The sequence below is a fragment of the Mesotoga sp. H07pep.5.4 genome (assembly GCF_003664935.1).
GTDB lineage: Bacteria > Thermotogota > Thermotogae > Petrotogales > Kosmotogaceae > Mesotoga > Mesotoga prima.
Window position 1 is genome coordinate 1 of record NZ_JFHM01000008.1, and the last position, 17,050, is coordinate 17,050.

The window sequence follows — 17,050 nt, forward strand, 5'->3', positions numbered from 1 at the left end:
TATTCTAACAAACAACCAAGGACGTCTTCTTGCTCTTCTGAGGAATCAGGATGCGCAGCGTCGGAACGAGGAACTGCTTTTGAGAAAATGGAGTCTGTTGTAGATATATGAGCTATGACTTGAATTCTAAGGAATGATTTATCTACAATGATGGTGGCAGTCAGGGAGAAGGTAGAGACTTGGAGTCTATCAGCCTTCCTTATGAAGGAAGAGCTACGTGGGGACAACACTCATCTTCTTCCTGGGAGTACTTCAGGTTCTATGATAAGTTCATCCGGGGAAAGATCCTCAGGAACGCTACAACAGGGAAATCGGTACTCGTAGACTGCTAATCCATTTATTGCGAGGTGTTGGTGAGATGAAAGATCAAAGCGGTATGATCGTAGGTATTGACTGGTCAGCTGACTCCCATACTTGCTATGACCTCAAGGCTGATAAGAGTTTCAAGATCCCAGACTCTGTTAAAGGTTATGAAAGACTGCTGAACGATTATCCAGAGGCAGTTTTCGTGATCGAAGAAGCAAACAACAGGATAGGAGACTACCTTCTCACTAACAAGAGAGAGGTGTATGTCTTACCTCCTTGTAGGTCCAAAGAAGCCAGGAAGTATCATTTTAGCTCCGGGGCAAAGAGCGATAGTCTAGATGCCAAGGCGATAGCTCTTACCTTCAAGGAACATCCCTCTTACTGTCTCAAGGCAAGATATTCAGGAGTCGGAGCGAAGATCACTAAACTGGTGACTATGTACAGCATTGTATCCAAAATTCACAGTCAACAGTGCAACAGATTGTATTCAGTCCTACTGAGGTATTTCCCGGAATACTTGCACATTATGGATAAGCAGTACAGATCAAATACCTCCTTGAGGATTCTTAGCATCTGCCCTACGATAACTGAATTTAAGAAAGTTTCGAACGAAGAGCTCAAGAAAATACTGAACAAAGAGAACTACAGAATGACTAGTATCTTGAGAAAGAAGCTTGACAGGATAAGAAGCGAAGGGATCTCTTGGGGCGATACATCATGTGAGGGTAATCTCATAATGTTCCTGGCAAATCAAATTCTCACCTTGAGAGAGGAACAAGAAAGATTGAGGGAAGAGATGGGAGAGACCCTAGAGAATAGTCCATACAGGATCATTCTTTCTATTCCAGGTGTGAAGGCTGTAATAGGCTCATACATAGTAAAGGCTTATCTCACACATGATTTCAGAAGCTACCAGGAGATGCAGAAATACGCTGGAACTATTCCCTTCCTCTTTCAAAGTGGCAGAAAGTCAATAATGCTGATGAGAAAGAAATGCGACAAAGACCTAAGAAACATGATTCACATCGCAGCTTTCGCTTCTCTGAAGACTTGTGGATGGGCAAGAAACTACTACAAAAGAAAGAGAAAAGAGGGCAAGACTTACGGTCATGCCCTCAGAGCACTGGGGAACATCATCCTCAAAATCGCATTCTCCATGTTGTCAAAGATGAAAGAATACGATGAAACCTTGTTCCTCAATGCCAAAGGAATTAAAACCACTCAACAAAATAATACAATAATTCCTGAGGCTTTCACAAATCCTGAATACTCCCAGGATGCTCATCCATCCTTAGCTGCCACTAAGGATGTGGTCGAGAACTTGAATGTCACCTGAGTAGTAGTTTTTTCCTTATGAATATGATAAGGTTGTAGTTCAAGCTTCAAAGAATCGAGAACACTAATGACATCCTGCTTGCTTTCTTTATCAAGTTCATCTATTACCAGTAGAACCTTGCCGTAGTTCATGACCAGTGTCTCGAGTAGAGTTCGCAGTTTTTCATGAGCGGCAAAAACGTTGAATCTCGGCATTTTCTGCTTCTCAATGCTGACTCCGCCGCTTCCGAAGAGAGAGACTCCCAACGATGCGCCCTTTATAATCGAGACTTGCTCGACGATCCATTCTTCCGTTCCTTTCGCGGTAGCGCTCACTTTGCCGGAAGAGTCCTTTTTGAGCACGTTGGACAGGCTAAAAAGCAGGTCGTAAAGAATCGTTTCCCGATTGTCCCTGTGGATCAACGAAACACTCAGCTTCTTTATATTTCCGGAATCAAGAACGTTCAGCACGGTAGTCTTTCCTATTCCAGTTTCTCCAGAAATGCCAAATATGCCGAAAGGCTGATATTTTATGAGAAGCTCGAGAGATCGAATCTCTTTACGACGGTTGATAAGACTGTGATTTTCTTCACGTTGAAGAGGCCTATCTACCAGTGCCCGTACTATCTTCCCTATGTCCAAGAACAACACCTCCAAAGCGATTATATCACTCCGACCTGGTCGACAAGTCCGTCAAATTCTGGACTGCTCCGACAAAAGCGAGAAGAGCCGTTCTGGAAAGAGACGCGAAAAATGGGACAGACGTCAGGAACCCGTCAGTCCCGTATTCGAAATGCTACGGGATGACAATGTCTGACGATTATGCGATTCTTTTTGTAGGGGCGAACGGCTGTGCGCCCGTGATTGGATTTCAGGGCAGGCTCTACGGGATGACTCCTCTTCACGTCATCCTGACAATGCTTCTGGTCAGGATCCCTGTCTCTCGCGACAAACAGGACCAAAGGAACCAATCAGGCCCTATTTTCGACAGTGTTACTACTACCTGTCATCCTGACAACGCTCCTGGTCAGGATCCCTGCCCCTCGCGAAAAAATGAGACGCTAACATCCTGTCAGTCCCTATTTTCGCTTACCTCGATTGGCGGGCATCGTTCTTTAGCGCAGAGCTTCTCTTAGAACAGGATGCTGAAACATGTTCAGGCGTAGAGAGGACAATCGCGGGACATCTAGGGCTGTTCAGTCCTTATTTTGGCTTACATCGTGCAGCGGTTTCTATGATCCGACCTTCGCGCCCCTCAGGAAGTTAATCAGAGCGTGCTTGATCAAGAACTTACGTGATACATATGTATCATAATAAATCACCTAAGTGATACAATATTATTGAGGTGATTGAAATGAAGACGGTTAATGTTAGAGATGTTCGAAACAGGTTCAGCGAGATTGTTGACAGAAATGAAGAACTCTTGATTTTAAGGCGTGGGGTTCCGGTGATGAAGATATCACCAGTCTCTAAGGAAGACTTAATGAAATACTATCTTTCAAAGGCACAAGAAGAAGCAGAAAAGATCGGGCTAAGTGAAAAAGAGGGGCTGCAAGTTCTAGACGAGCTGAGAAAAGAGATGAAAGATGAAGGTCGTTATTGATACGAATGTTGTGATTTCGGCGGCTCTCGGTTCCAGAACTTGTAGCAAGGCCGTTATTAAGGCACTAGACCAGGGGGTAATCGAGCCGCTGATATTTGTGCAGGAGTTGCGAAGTTTCATAAAGAAACTGAAAGGAAAGGAAAAGTACAGGCACATTGAATTAGAACACCTCTCCAATTTCATAGACTATTTTATAACGATGGTAGAGATTGTAGATGACTACAGGTTGCTTCCTTACAGCACTGATTTTCCCGACAATCATTTCATTTCATTGGCGGCAGCACGAAATGCATTGCTTATAACCGGCGATAAACTTTGTCTTGAAAGTGCACTAACTGGGAATGTAAATTGTAAGACGCCAGCCCAATATCTGAGTGAATCTTTTTGATGCTCCATTACGCATAAAAGGGACCCCAAGAGCCGGTAAGTCCCTATTTTCGCTTACAGCGTTCAGCGGGTTTTTCGTTCTTTAGCGAACAGCGGATCTTTTACACGAGATCCCGTGCAGGTGCATCACGGGATGACAGCCCTGCCCGTCATCCTGACAATGTTCCTGGTCAGGATCCCGGTTCTTCCTCCTGCACAGAGATTTTATCACTCCGACCTGGCCGACAGGTCCGTCAAATTCTGGACTGTTCCGACAATAGCGAGAAGAGCCGTCCTTGGAAGAGACGCGAAAATAGGGACAGATGCTAGGATCCCGTCAGTCCCTATTTTCGCTTACGGCATTCAGCTTGCAGCGAAAAGCGGATCTTTTACGCGAGATCCCGTGCAGTAGACACTATGTCATGGCGGTCTAGGTTATTAAGAAGTCGTCACATACTGTCATTCTGACGATGCTCGTGATCAGAATCCTGAACTCAGGATCGAAAGAACGTTCCGCTGCAACTCAATGAAAACCCAGTCTATCAGAGGTTTTGAGAAGGTCACCGATTATCTTCGCTGTTTCAACCGCATCGTTGAACTGAATCCCTTTGGCATAGCTGTTTTCATTTTGATACTTTTCCCAAAGTCTTTTCTGGTACTCAGAGTCAATGAGTTCGTAGACAACGCTTTCGTAATGAGCGAGTATACTGGATGATCCTCGTCTACGCGCGGTGTTTTCAATTGCTTTCTTTAGTGTGGGGGTGGAGATTTGGTCTTTCTTCAGTCTGAAAAGCGTGTGAACGTCGTACAGGTCTCTAGGACGAGAACTCAAGACACTTCTTCTCAAGATAGTTTCGTATTTCTCGGCGAGTATCGTTTCAAGTGTGTATGCTTTTATGATGATTTTCTCTTTTCCAAAGATTGAGAGATACTGGTAGTCGATTTCTCCGGGAGTTATAACATCTCCAGTCGTCATGTCAATTCTCATTGGAATTCTGATTCGACCCAATCTTGCTTCCAAGGAAACACGGAAGTTGTTGTATTCGTCTTCCTCGCGGATTGTCACTATTCGCTCAAATTTGAAACTAACCCCGTCATCAACCGCTGTGTCGATTATTTCGGTCACAACTCTTTTGAGCGTATCTTCTTTCATTGAAAGGTTCTTGACTGTAGTATCCATATCTATTGTCGTTCTCTGCCCAATACCTAGAATAGATGCGATTAGAAGCCCACCTTTCAATATGAAGATCTCTTTGTATGAGGACCTAGCCACTCGCTCAATAAACCTTTCGAACATGAACATGTGAAGAATCTCTCCCGCATTCAAGTCTTTCTCTGCGGCGATTTTACGAATCTCGTTTTTCAGCTTTTCCGGGTTTATCACAGCAGAATCTCCGTATAAGTATGCAAGAGATCTTCAACTCCCAAAATGCGAGAGTATTTCGATAGTTTCGAAATATCATGCGTGCCCCTGAAGTAAGATCTCAAGGCAGTCGAGACGATCTGAATATCAAACTCATCTTTCTTTATTAGCAGATCGCAAATGGTTCTTTCGGAATCGTAAGACCTTAAAGTGTTTCCAAAAGGCGATTTAACACTGGCCAAACCCAGGTTAAAAAGCGACCGTTTCACGTAATGGAAGACCAGATCACTGCGCTCTTTCGAAAGATGCGTTACGTTTGATCCCTGAGGTACAGTAATGTGGTATTTGGATGGTGCCCGGTCTGAGAGACCAAGTAGATAGAGGGATGTTGTGTGAGAGAAGACACAGGATTTGCACCTCATCTGGAGTATCTTGTACTCATCTATTAATCTTTCTGATAAGACGTACACCCCCCGCGAGACCTTCTCAACCTGTCCCAACTCAAGAAGCCGTCTTAGCTTTTCCTTTCTAATTCCCTCTGCTACGACATCACAGGTTTCAACAAAACCATTGTTTTCGGCAGCGATTTGTTTGATCTTTTCAAACTCATTCATCGTTTCACCTTCTGTACTAACGTGCTTTAATAATATCATATTAACGCACGTTAGTACAACCGGGTTTTATTTGACGCCAGGTGAGGCTACTATATGCCATTTGACATGATGCGCCGTAAATCACCTTCGGATACAATGCCGGAAAAGAACTTTTCAAGAAGTGATGCTGCTGTGTGGCAAGCCTGCCAGGCCAACCGTCATGGGTCCACCGGCTAAGAACCGCTGGCCGCTTGCTAGAAGACACTAATCGCTTGAAGAGCAAGGCAACAAGAAGAATGAGATCCCGTGCAGGTGCATCACGGGATGACAGCCTTGTCTGTCATCCTGACAACGTTCCTGGTCAGGATCCCTTTCTCCCGCGAAAAACGGGACAGACATTAGGAGAATCGTCACTCCTTTTTTTCTCGCAGCTAATAGAGAAACCCGAAGAGGAACAGCGGGATGATGTTCTCGAATCCGTTTGAGGAATCCTTAAGCTGGCGTCTTCCTTTGTCTGGACCACCTACTTCGAAAGTAATCTCCTCGTTTTTTTCTTTCAGGGTGAAGTCACCGCTGGCAGGCACGCAAATCCCCAGATGACTGACTTGCGAAACGAAGAAGGCTTCGCGTATCGTTCCCATGTTTGCCTCAAGATTCCATTGCGGTAGACCGAGAGCATAATAGAGATTGGTTTCACCGAGAAAGACTTTTGAACCGCTGCGCATTCCTTTTATTCCTCTTCCGCACGGAAGGACTCTTTTCAGAACTCCTGCCCTCTCGAGAGAATCTAGATAGGTGTATAAGGTGACTTTGCTTATTCCTAACTCCTTACAAAGCGACTCGGGAGAGATTGAAGGAACAACACTGGTTGCCACAAAGGCGATGATCTTCTTAATGATTGTTGCTGCCTCGCCTCTCAGCGAGTCTTGCTCTACAACATCTTGATAAATCGCTTTGTCCAGAGTGTTTAGTATTCTCTCGTAGTAAGAGCCGTACGAAAGCCGAAAAGGGTACGAACCGGCTCTCAAGTACTCCCTGAACAGCTCCAGCGGATGTAGCTTCTGAAGCTTTCTGCTGATATTTATGTGATTCTCGAGGAGCTCAGTGATGCTTACTGCGGGAAAGTTTTCGCCTTTCTCCAGATTGAGGAATTCTCTGAATGAGAGATGCCTTAGTTCACTCAATACCGCCCTCCTTGAAAGGTCTGCGGTCCCTTTCATTACGGAGTATCTAGAGCTGCCCGAGAAGTGAATCTGCTTTCCCGGATACGAATCATGTAAGGCCTTGATATCATTTGCCCATCCTGGCTGTCTATGAGCTTCATCTACCACTAACGTCTTTCCGCCAAGCTTGAAGAACGTGTCTCCTATGGCATATATTCCCTCTCTGAGAACTAAGGGATTATCCCCGGAGATGTATAGAAAGCCCTTCTGTCCTTTCTCAAGGATCTTCTGCAGAAGCATAGTTGTCTTTCCACAGCCTCTGGCTCCCACGATTCCCAGAAGTGGATCATTCCAATCAATAAGCTCATATGCATAACGCTTGAACTCTGTAGGAACAGAACTGAAAAGTCTCTCCTGGATCTCAAAAAAAGGTTGAAGGTCTACCATGGCGCACCTCCATTTAGTTCATTACATTATACCATTCTAGCGATTCGAGTTTAATATACTTTACCGACTAATGAATAGGACTCCATTTTCTGCGAAAGAGAGAGAATAGGAGAGAAAGGGATACAAGAGAGATAGAGAGACAGAGAGAGAAAAAAGAGAGAGGGTGAGAGAATGAGAGGACGAGACTGAAGAGATGAGATCCCGTACAGGAGCACTACGGGATGACAGTTTTACTCCCTTCACGTCATCCTGACAATGCTTCTGGGCAGGATCCCTCTCTCCCGCGAAAAATGGGACAGACGCTAAGATCCCGTCAGTCCCTATTTTCGCTTACAGCGTTAATCGGTTCCTAGCACGTCATCCTGACAATGCTTCCGGTCAGGATCTCTGTCCCTCGCTTTCTCTTGAGCGAAGCGAACTATCGACAATGCTCTTTCTCGAATGATCTTTTATCTGAGAGGTTCGAATTGTTTTTGAACGGTGAACTGTGAACCTTTCCATTTAATGATGATAAGATTGTTCATATCTAGGGTTTTGAGGTGATGTATGGATAGAGAGACTGTGAAGCTTACGCTTTTGGCCGAGGCGCTTGAAATGAACTGGAATTCTTATACTGTATACGAACCGCTCGCCGAGCTAGACTCCTTCTTGGACAAAGATACAACCGTGAAGTTGGCCGAGGCTTTGAAGAGCGGGTTTATGTTAGAAGAGTCTGTTGAAGAGATTATGGATGACGGCTTCTTTAGAGGTTATCTTGCCGGACTTACGCTCCACGACGACTCTATTTCTCTCCAAAAGAGAGAGGAGATAGCGAGAATTCTTGAGGATAATCTTCTTTCGGTTTTGAAGAGCGCAGACGAGTCGTTGCCGAGTGTTGACAAGTTTTATGGAAAAGCTGGAGACTACGATAAGAGATTCTTTCCTCTCTTCGAGGATAAGGATAAGGCGAGATCAAAATCAAGTCTGAGGGAAAACCTTAGTCTTTTCTGGTATTACAGCAAAGACAGCTACTTTATCCCTCTGATCCTTTGGGGAAATGAACTGGCCTCTTTTCTTTCCGAGAATGTAGATAAGCAGGGGCTTAAAGGTGAAACTGCCGAGAAGCTAAAGAAGATCATGGTTTCAGTTGAAGCCTCTTATCCGATGAGCGAGGCTGTTCGGTCGGTCGTGGGTTTTCAGGTTCCAAAAGCCGAAAGCGATACCTCTTCACAGCTTCCAATGCTTTCCCTGATTATGAACAAGAATGTAGGTGCGGAGGAAATCGTGGAGCTGATTGAGAGCATTACTCAGTATTCAGTCGTGAACTTAATGTATGCTCCTGTTGCCATGACCAGAAGCGACATTGCCGAAGAGAGAGAGCGGGCTAGAGAAATAGTCTTTCGAGTCTTTGATTCGCTTGAAAATTCGATTCTAGCTTTTGTCTTGAACGGTGGGGACGAGTTGACTATAAACGGCTTTCTTTACCAGATAGTTCTGCTATATGATTTTCCGAAGCTTTTCGATAGATTGACGTCTCTTATGGAGATGCTCAAGGCAGAGTTTGCAGACGCAGCATTGTTGGCTGTTGCAAGCGCGCTTATAGATAAGGAGGAGCCGAAAGAAAACGTCGAGAGTTTTATTGAGTATTTGAAGGCTTTCAGGCATTCCTTCGGACTGGTGACGGCAGGGTTTCTGCTATCTAGTAAGTACGAATTGGAAGACGATTCCTTCTCGACTGAGATAAAGCGTGATGGCAAGCGTGAAGAGTCGGATTATGACTTCCTTCTACGACTTGCGAGAGAGTTTCTTGACGATCTTGAACTGGCCTATCAGGAGATGATAACCGACTACGATCATATGGGCGATCTAGAAGACGTTTTCGAAGAGCTGGAAGAGATTACGGAGCCTTTCTTCGCTTCAGCCGACGACTCGGAGGAAGTGGAGTATTCTCGAGTGCCCATGTACACGCTGATAAACGCGGTGATGAGAAACAACGATCTTGATGATGCAATCGAGGCGATTGCGGCCTATTGCGACAGGTACATCTTCAACTTCGAATTCATTAATACTCTTCTGTATATGCCCACAAAAAATATGGATGGAGTTATGCAGCATCTTCTTTTCTCGGGAGAAATGGCCGCGGATTTCATTGATGACGTTGCCGACCGAGAGGATGAGGCTTACCTAATGAGTAAAGAAGAGAGTCCTTCCAACAGGGAGTATCTAAACCTTATAGAGAAGTATGTCGAGAAGCTGATCTACGACAAGAACTACAGGGAGGCATCAAGGGTTATAGAGGCGATCGATCCATATGTAAATCCCGAAGATCTCGATAACCTTTTCACCAGTATGACAATCGTTCGCTGGAGGACTAAGGACTTCGAAAACTTGAGAATAATGCTCGAAGCTATAAACGAGGAAGACGATCCCAAAGCGTTAGTCGTAAAGGCGCTCATGAATTACTCCGACAAAGAAGTAGACTCGGCGGAAGGAATCATGATCGGTATTCTTCAGGAGCTGCCAGATTTCATTCAGTATCTTCTTGAAAATGACGAACCCGATGAAGAGGACTTCGACCGGGCTGACGATGGCGATGTCAGGTACCAGAAGAAGATCGACGCTAAGCTTTTAGCAGAAGAGTTCAGAGAAGACTGGTTCAAGCTCAAGGGCGGTAAAGACTGGCTCAAGAAAGTCCAGAGGGTCTTTGATGAAGTGAGCTAGCTCCTAATAGACACTCAGGAGGAAGTTATGCTGCTTCGCAAGGAGCCTCTCAGGTCAACCGTCATCGGTCCACCGTCCTCCGATTAGAACGAAAAGCCTGGCCTAGGGTTTGGAGAGAGCGAGATCCCGTACAGGAGCACTACGGGATGACAGCCTTTCACGTCATCCTGACAATGCTTCTGGTCAGGATCTGATCTTGGGTCTTGCGAATCATGGACGCAAAAAACGGGACAGACCATAGCAAAAGTCGCAATGCGCCGAAAAGCATCGGCGGACGCAAGGCCGGCAAAGATCGTGCCGGGACGCAATGCACTGAGAAGCATCAGTGGACGCAGGGCTGGCTGAGATCATGCCAGGTCGCAATGCCCGCTTCGCGGGGAAACAAAGGATCGGGTTAAAAGAGCGGGTTAGGAAGTGCGGGTTAATAAGAGCGGGTGGAAGGAAAGAGTGTATGGATCTGGTGCATCGGGTCTTATTGGCTAAAGGAGAAGAGTACGCTGAAGAACTGCGTTGTCCGTCAACGGTTCTCCGTCCTCCGAGATCGTCGTCAAGAGCAGAAGTGATGCCCGGAGGATCATCCGGGGAAGTGAGGCTCGCTAGCGCGAGGAAGTGATGCTGGCGCTTTCGCGCCAGGAACAAAGCGAAAAGCCGCTTAACAATCTTCTTGATCTGTGATGCGATTCAGAATCATGGACTTCTTGTAGGGGCGAACGGCTGTTCGCCCACGAAGAGGTTAACGGAGAACTGCATCTCACACCGATCAGCGGGTTTTCCGCTCTTAAGCGTTCAGCGGATCTCAAAGGCGAGATCCCGTGCAGTTGCATCACGGGATGACGTAATTGGGAGAGTCGAAAGGTCTCTGTTTCACAGCGATCAGAAGATCTTTCGAAGGACGGGTCCATGATCAGGGACGAAGGACCAAGGACGGCTCTTCATGCGTATAGCGGCTCTTAGATGCAAGATCCCGATCAGTGTCACATCGGGATGACAAAATGAGTGAATTTAGGGGCAGGCTCATCAGGGCAAGCTCCTCAAGATGACAGCTATTATTATTTCACGTCATTCACCTTTGTCAAGTCTTCTGATAAAACTCCTGGTCTTGATCCAGGTTTTTCCCTCTTTCTCGTTTTTCTAACTCGAGGTTTACAGGTTGAGACTGTAATTGCATTGTAGTTCATATTCAAGAGAATAGAGCTTGCTTTCTTGTCACAAATACTATATGCTATTTGTGACAGAAGGAGTGAACATTATGAAAGAAATCAGCACCAGTGAGAGAATGTTGAATTATATTAAGAGGAATCCAAAGTCAAGGGTTTACTCTATCTCTGATTTTTCCAAATTCGGTACTTATGCTAGCATCCGGAAAGCTCTTTCACGATTGGAAATGGAGGGGAGGTTAATCCGTGTTTCAAGGGGCTTCTATAAGTCCTCGGAATTCAACAAGCTTATTAATGAGGAAACTTCTTCAGACCCTGATCAGTTCGCGAGAGCCTATGCGGAGGCCTATGGCTGGAAGATCGCTCCGCACAAGGAAACAGCTTTGAATATGTTGGGTTTGTCAACTCAGGTACCTAGTGTCTTTCAGTACATAAGTGATGGCCCATATAGAACAGTATCTCTCAGTGACGGAAGGAAAATAGAGTTCAGGCATAGGACTATTCGTGAAATAAGCAAACTTAGCTACAAGGAAGCGGCTCTCCTTGAAGCACTTAAGACTCTTGGTAAGGATCGGATTTCTCCTGAAGTCAGGAGTAGGATACTTCGAAGATTCAGTAAGAAAGAACTAGAAGCTTTAAAAAAGCGAGTTCAGAAGAGTAGAAAATGGGTTTATGAGGAAATCTGCAAATTGATTGAAGGGAGCGGGAACAGTGTATCGCATCGCTAACGAAACTAGCTCAAATCTGAGAGCCATTTTTGGGAATACTGCAACCAGAAGAGGTATCAGTCCGGCAATTATAGAGAAGGACTTTTGGGTATGTTTCCTGCTTGAGGTTCTTTCATCAAAGCAAGTATTCAAAGAATTTTGCCTTTAAAGGTGGAACGTCTCTTTCAAAAGTATATAAAGCAATAGAACGTTTCTCTGAAGATATCGATCTGATACTTGATTGGAGGCTTCTAGGATATTCGTTAACACAGCCATGGAAATCAAGATCTAACAGGAAGCAAGAGAGTTTTAATCAGGAAGCAGCTTCGAGAACTGAACAGTTCTTGGCTACAGAGTTTGTTCCGAGTCTGCGAGAATCATTGAGTTCGTTTATCAGAGATTTCGATTTGTATGTCGATCCGGATGATTCTCAGACCGTTCTCTTTACATATCCACAGATATTCACTGACAAGAGCCTACTTCAGGAGATTAGACTGGAAATCGGACCCTTGGCGGCGTGGTCCCCATCTGCTGATAAACCCATTACTCCATATATCGCCGAAGAATTCCCCAAAGCTTTCCGTGTTCCGAGTACTCTTGTAAGAACAGTAGAAGCAAAACGTACATTTTGGGAAAAGGCGACTATCCTTCACCGTGAAGCTAACAGAAAGAACGGAGTACTACCGCTTAGGTATTCTAGGCATTACTATGATCTTCATATGTTGTGCAACACCCCAATCAAACATGAAGCCCTTGAGGACATCGAATTGCTTCGTAAGGTTGCGGCATTCAAGGACAAGTTCTTTCATTGCGCGTGGGCAAAATACGAAGAAGCAGTACCCGAAACGTTGCGATTAGTGCCACCTGACAGTGTTGTAAAGAAACTAGAAGAAGACTTCCAAAATATGAAACCAATGATATTTGGTGCGATTCCCACTTTCGATGAAATTCTTGCTACGCTTCGCGAATTTGAGAAGGAAATGAGAACTCGTTAAGAGCCATCCAGCGTCCGTCGTCCTCAGAAAAGAACGAAAAGCCGGGTCTAGGGTCTCGAAAGAGCAGAAGTGATGCTATAAAACACAAGACGCAAGGCTGGGCAGGAACGGCCCAGGTCGCAATGCCGGCAAAGACCGTGCCGGGACGCAAGGCTGGCGATGAACCTTGCAGAAGTGATGCTGGGAGGAACATCCCAGGAAGTGATGCCCGGAGAAACATCCGGGGAAGTGAGGCTGACTTCGTCAGGAAGTGATGCTGGCGCTTTCGCGCCAGGAACAAAGCGAAAAGCCGCTTAACAATCTTCTTGATCTGTGATCATATTCAGAATCATATTCTTCTTGTAGGGGCGAACGGCTGTTCGCCCGATGAGGTTAACAGAGAACTGTATCTCACAGCGTTCGGCGGGTCTTCGTTCTTAAGCGTATAGCGTTTCTTCAAAGCGTATAGCGGATCTTAAATGCGAGATCCCGATCAGGTTCACATCGGGATGACAAAGTGAGTGGATTTAGGGGCAGGCTCTACGGGATGACAGTGCGGGGGCATATTAATGGGATGTCATTTTCTTCACGTCATCATGGTGTGCTTCTGGCCATCATTTCGCTCTTGGTTCTGATCTTGGCTAAGAACGAAGAACAGATCCTCGCTCTGGAACGAAGAACAAATGTTCCTTTACTTGGACGGTTGACGGAGGACGTCTCTTCACAGCGTACAGCGGTTCTTGGATGATAGATATGGGACAGGTGGATATACGCTGATGGTACAGGAGTTCTTCTTTCACCGTAGTGAAATGCGCCTCCTAAGAATCAGGATGAAGAAGGAAGTTATACTATTAGTTCTTATTGTATAATTTACTCGATAGAAATTATACTTTGTGCAATTTGGAGGTTTGAATGAGACCAGAAGATTTCTCTGCCGACTCTCCGGGAAGAGTTCAGAAGGTCATAGGTTCGGGTTTTTCGTATTGGGCGTTTATTCCCGATCCTTTGCCGCCGAAGCTTAATTATGTAGATAATCTTGTGGTTGCGTTGGGAGAAGCTAATCGGGCGATGGGCGAATTCTCTGGATTGCTTGCGGGAAGTCCCGGCACAAGGTTGCTCATCCGCCCCCTATTGCGAAAGGAGGCAGTGTCGTCGTCTCAGATTGAGGGGACCACTTCAGAGATAGCTGACCTTTACCTATTTGAAGCCGAGGACGAGAGTTCAGGTTTGTCTGGGGACGTCAGGGAGGTGTCGAATTATCTAAAGGCGCTTGAGTATGGTCTAGAGCGTATCAAGACGCTGCCAGTCTCGACAAGGCTCTTCAGAGAGCTTCACGCCATTCTGATGAAAGGAGTCAGAGGAGGGCACGCTTACCCTGGAGAACTGAGAACAACACAGAATTGGATCGGGAAGCCAGGATGCACGTTGAGTGAAGCTGACTTTGTTCCGCCGCCTCCAGAAGAGTTGAATAAATGCCTCGCAAAACTGGAACTGTTCATTAACTCTGAAGCGAAAATACCTTCTCTTGTAAAGCTGGCTCTTGTCCATTACCAGTTTGAGGCAATCCATCCCTTTGTAGATGGTAATGGCAGGGTTGGGAGATTGCTGATTGCACTACTGAAAACTTCATGGGGAATGTTGGATCAACCCGGCCTGTACCTGAGCGGGTATTTCGAAGCGAATCGACAGGAGTATTATTCGAGACTGAGAAGCGTCAGTTTCGACGGTGACTGGAATGCATGGATACTATTTTTTATTGAGGCAGTGCTCGAGCAGTCAAACGCTGGAAAGAGGAAACTGCGAGAGATGATGAATCTGAGGAACGATTGGATACAACGTGTCAGATCTATTTCATCTTCGCTGCCTCTGACTCTAATTGATCACTTGTTTGAAAACCCGATTCTAACGATCCCTCAGGCGAGTAAGAGGCTTAATGTAACGTATGTCAGCGCGAGAAGGGCTATTGAGTCTCTATGCAAAAAGGGAATACTTACGCAGTTAGATGAAAGTAAATACGCAAAGAAATACGTCGCTTCAGAATTGTTGGAGATGATTAAGTGATGCTATAAAACACTGGACGCAATGCCGGCAAAGACCGTGCCGGGACGCAATAAAATGAAGTGATAACTTAGGAAGATCGGGTTACGAAGAGCGGGTTAAGAAAATCGGGTTGATCAGTAGCAGAAGTGAGGCCGACTTCGTCGGGAAGTGATGCCCGGAGAAACATCCGGGGAAGTGAGGCCGACTTCGTCGGGAAGTGATGCTGGCGCTTTCACGCCAGGAACAAAGCGAAAAGCTCTGCCGCGACGGGCTGACTATGGCAGACGATTCTGCAATTCTTTTGTAGGGGCGAACGGCTGTTCGCCCGAAGAGGATTTCCTAGCAAGCAGGATTTGAAGATCGAGATCCCGTGCAGTTACATCACGGGATGACCGTCTTTTTTACTTTTCGTCATTCTGACGAAGCTCCTGGTCAGAATCTCGGTCTTATCGGTGAACGGGTTCATGGTCTTGGACGGTTGACGGAGGACGGCTCTTCCCAGCGTACAGCGGTTCTTAAATGCAAGATCACACACTGGTGCACTACGGGATGACAAAGTGAGTGGATTCAGGGGGAGGGACTACCGGGATGACGTCCTCAGTAGCAGATGATCATAGATGGATCTCAGCTTGTTTTCACCAAACCCTAGACTCCAGACCCGAGGCCCGTTATCTTCGTATCTGATCTTGTTTTCAGCATCTCGTGCGCCAACATTTTTGTTTTCATACTCAGCTCGCGGGGCGGAAGCTTGAATTCGAGTTAAGGAGAGCTGCTGGAGGAGACTGACATAGTGAAACGATGGTGCCGCCTTTTAAGGAATAGCAAATGGCATTTGCAAGTAAGTAGTATTGTAATTACTACTATATGGTATGTGATATACTAAGTCCATGAAGAAAAATATGCGTTTTTCTGATATCGAAGTTGCTTTGAGGGCTCTGAACTCTCAGTTAACGAGGATTGATAAGAAAATCGGTTTGGTTGTTTGTGGGGGCACCGCACTGAACGCTCTCGGTTTAGTGCAGAGGACAACTGCTGATATAGACGTAGTTGGTTTCGCAGAGGAAGTCGAGGGTCAGATAGTCGTTAGTAGGGCCGAATTTCCAGGTTGGCTTCGAGACGCTGCTGGAAAGGTGGCCAGGGATCTAGGGCTTCCCAAAGACTGGATAAACGACGGACCGGCAGCACTCGTAGAACTCGGTTTGCCTGAAGGATTTTCAAGACGACTAACCAAGGTTGAAACTGGAAGCTCTCTTTCTGTTTATTATATTTCACGAATAGATCAGATCTATTTCAAGTTGTACGCTTCAGCTGACCGTGGCGGGTATCACGTAGATGATCTGATGAAGTTAAAACCTACTGAAAGAGAGATTGTGGAGGCAGCCAAATGGACTATGACTCATGATGTTTCACCGGCTTTTAGAGGAATCATGATTGACCTTTTGCGGAGGCTTGGTTTTGATGATGGATCCAAAGAGCTTTAAGACACTGATAATAGATAATGCCGTTGGATTGCTATGGGACCAGTGGATGAATCTTGGCGCCTCGTCAAAAACCGGGCAATCGGTGAAAGCTCTTAGTGATCCGGAGAGCGCGATTGCCTTTTCCAGTTATTTCTGTAAACATGAAAAGCGTCTCGAGAAGATCTCCTTGGACTGGAGCAAAGAGAACCTCCAATATATCAATCATTCTCGCTTGAAAAGACTTAGGAAAGTTGTGACCGAGCATGTTCAACTACCTGTTGATATTTCTGAAATGCACGCTGCCTCTACTTCAAGCAAGTACATCACCGAGCCTGACGCAAGAGAAGTATCGAACTTGCTTATCCGACTGAGGCTGATCTTCGGATCTACTACCAGAGCAGAGGTAATATTCCATTTATTGACCACGGGAAGCGCAAACTCGAATCAAATAGCAAACCGTCGCTTTCTCAATCAAAAGGCGGTACTCCTGGAACTCGAGAAGCTGGCTAAAGCCGGTGTTTTGGTAGAGAAAAGGTCAGCAAGGGAGAGACTGTTTTCCGTCCAAAGAGACTTCGCGGGGCTTTTTGAATTTGAAATTCAGTCGATTAGTGCTTCATGGTTTCTTCTTGCTTCGCTGTTGATACTAGAAAAATGTCTTACAGATGAGCTAATCGAAGATGAATATCTAGTGCTTTCCGCATTTATGGATCAGAAAAAAAGAGTGTCTGAATATCTTCAGAGGGCTGGCGAATGCAACTTGACTCTTTCAGGATCAACAGCATACGAGTTTTATGAGAGCGTTACTGAGTACTATAGATGTCTTTGCCCGCTTTCTCAGGCGTAAGAGCCGGGTCTAG

12 protein-coding genes and 1 pseudogene are annotated in these 17,050 nt (G+C 45.7%); 9 read left to right on the forward strand and 4 right to left on the reverse strand.

What is annotated here, in order from left to right:
* Nucleotides 1–358 precede the first annotated feature (358 nt).
* Nucleotides 359–1,642, forward strand: coding sequence for a transposase (locus tag Y696_RS05950; protein WP_121509946.1), 1,284 nt, complete (start codon nucleotides 359–361; stop codon nucleotides 1,640–1,642).
* Here the strand turns inward: Y696_RS05950 and Y696_RS05955 are convergent.
* Entirely contained in the window at nucleotides 1,588–2,262 is a 675-nt protein-coding gene (locus Y696_RS05955; protein ID WP_183084184.1) for a P-loop NTPase fold protein, read from the reverse strand. The genes Y696_RS05950 and Y696_RS05955 overlap by 55 nt on opposite strands.
* A 712-nt stretch (nucleotides 2,263–2,974) precedes the next feature.
* On the opposite strand from Y696_RS05955, the gene Y696_RS05960 reads away from it, so the two are divergent.
* Nucleotides 2,975–3,223, forward strand: coding sequence for a type II toxin-antitoxin system Phd/YefM family antitoxin (locus Y696_RS05960; RefSeq protein WP_006486447.1), 249 nt, complete (start codon nucleotides 2,975–2,977; stop codon nucleotides 3,221–3,223).
* Nucleotides 3,207–3,611, forward strand: a complete 405-nt coding sequence (locus tag Y696_RS05965; protein ID WP_121509947.1) for a putative toxin-antitoxin system toxin component, PIN family — start codon at nucleotides 3,207–3,209, stop codon at nucleotides 3,609–3,611. The genes Y696_RS05960 and Y696_RS05965 overlap by 17 nt, the downstream gene beginning before the upstream one ends.
* A gap of 501 nt (nucleotides 3,612–4,112) precedes the next feature.
* Here Y696_RS05965 and Y696_RS05975 read toward each other — a convergent pair.
* From Y696_RS05975 to Y696_RS05985, 3 genes are all read right to left on the reverse strand, one after another.
* Nucleotides 4,113–4,973 carry a nucleotidyl transferase AbiEii/AbiGii toxin family protein gene (locus tag Y696_RS05975; protein WP_121509949.1) on the reverse strand — a complete coding sequence of 287 codons (861 nt, stop codon included), beginning with the start codon at nucleotides 4,971–4,973 and terminating at the stop codon, nucleotides 4,113–4,115.
* Complete coding sequence (locus Y696_RS05980) at nucleotides 4,970–5,566, reverse strand: type IV toxin-antitoxin system AbiEi family antitoxin domain-containing protein (RefSeq protein ID WP_121509950.1); 597 nt, start codon at nucleotides 5,564–5,566, stop codon at nucleotides 4,970–4,972. Before Y696_RS05980 ends, Y696_RS05975 begins: the two co-directional genes overlap by 4 nt.
* 410 nt (nucleotides 5,567–5,976) lie before the next feature.
* Nucleotides 5,977–7,155 (reverse strand): ATP-binding protein, encoded by a 1,179-nt coding sequence (locus tag Y696_RS05985; RefSeq protein WP_121509951.1) that lies wholly within the window; start codon nucleotides 7,153–7,155, stop codon nucleotides 5,977–5,979.
* 546 nt (nucleotides 7,156–7,701) lie between these two features.
* Between Y696_RS05985 and Y696_RS05990 the strand changes: the two genes are divergently transcribed.
* The 6 genes and pseudogenes from Y696_RS05990 (at nucleotide 7,702) to Y696_RS06025 (ending at nucleotide 17,037) form a co-directional block, all read left to right on the forward strand.
* Nucleotides 7,702–9,855: a hypothetical protein gene (locus tag Y696_RS05990; RefSeq protein WP_121509952.1), complete on the forward strand. Its 2,154-nt coding sequence runs from the start codon at nucleotides 7,702–7,704 to the stop codon at nucleotides 9,853–9,855.
* A gap of 1,249 nt (nucleotides 9,856–11,104) precedes the next feature.
* Entirely contained in the window at nucleotides 11,105–11,740 is a 636-nt protein-coding gene (locus tag Y696_RS06000) for a DUF6088 family protein (protein WP_121509954.1), read from the forward strand.
* Nucleotides 11,724–12,714 (forward strand): annotated as a pseudogene (locus Y696_RS06005) (nucleotidyl transferase AbiEii/AbiGii toxin family protein). The gene Y696_RS06000 and the pseudogene Y696_RS06005 overlap by 17 nt, the downstream one beginning before the upstream one ends.
* 891 nt (nucleotides 12,715–13,605) lie before the next feature.
* Nucleotides 13,606–14,754: a Fic family protein gene (locus Y696_RS06010; protein WP_121509955.1), complete on the forward strand. Its 1,149-nt coding sequence runs from the start codon at nucleotides 13,606–13,608 to the stop codon at nucleotides 14,752–14,754.
* 878 nt (nucleotides 14,755–15,632) lie between these two features.
* Nucleotides 15,633–16,214, forward strand: a complete 582-nt coding sequence (locus Y696_RS06020; RefSeq protein WP_183084185.1) for a nucleotidyl transferase AbiEii/AbiGii toxin family protein — start codon at nucleotides 15,633–15,635, stop codon at nucleotides 16,212–16,214.
* Nucleotides 16,192–17,037 (forward strand): hypothetical protein, encoded by an 846-nt coding sequence (locus Y696_RS06025; RefSeq protein WP_147431772.1) that lies wholly within the window; start codon nucleotides 16,192–16,194, stop codon nucleotides 17,035–17,037. Before Y696_RS06020 ends, Y696_RS06025 begins: the two co-directional genes overlap by 23 nt.
* The last annotated feature ends 13 nt before the right edge of the window (nucleotides 17,038–17,050 follow it).

Bases quoted from the DNA above. Each gene is read 5' to 3' on its own strand.
- Y696_RS06020 (WP_183084185.1), top strand. From the start codon at position 15,633: ATGCGTTTTTCTGATATCGAAGTTGCTTTGAGGGCTCTGAACTCTCAG.
- Y696_RS05980 (WP_121509950.1), bottom strand. From the start codon at position 5,566: ATGAATGAGTTTGAAAAGATCAAACAAATCGCTGCCGAAAACAATGGT.
- Y696_RS05960 (WP_006486447.1), top strand. From the start codon at position 2,975: ATGAAGACGGTTAATGTTAGAGATGTTCGAAACAGGTTCAGCGAGATT.
- Y696_RS06000 (WP_121509954.1), top strand. From the start codon at position 11,105: ATGAAAGAAATCAGCACCAGTGAGAGAATGTTGAATTATATTAAGAGG.
- Y696_RS06010 (WP_121509955.1), top strand. From the start codon at position 13,606: ATGAGACCAGAAGATTTCTCTGCCGACTCTCCGGGAAGAGTTCAGAAG.
- Y696_RS06025 (WP_147431772.1), top strand. From the start codon at position 16,192: ATGATGGATCCAAAGAGCTTTAAGACACTGATAATAGATAATGCCGTT.
- Y696_RS05950 (WP_121509946.1), top strand. From the start codon at position 359: ATGAAAGATCAAAGCGGTATGATCGTAGGTATTGACTGGTCAGCTGAC.
- Y696_RS05985 (WP_121509951.1), bottom strand. From the start codon at position 7,155: ATGGTAGACCTTCAACCTTTTTTTGAGATCCAGGAGAGACTTTTCAGT.
- Y696_RS05965 (WP_121509947.1), top strand. From the start codon at position 3,207: ATGAAGGTCGTTATTGATACGAATGTTGTGATTTCGGCGGCTCTCGGT.
- Y696_RS05990 (WP_121509952.1), top strand. From the start codon at position 7,702: ATGGATAGAGAGACTGTGAAGCTTACGCTTTTGGCCGAGGCGCTTGAA.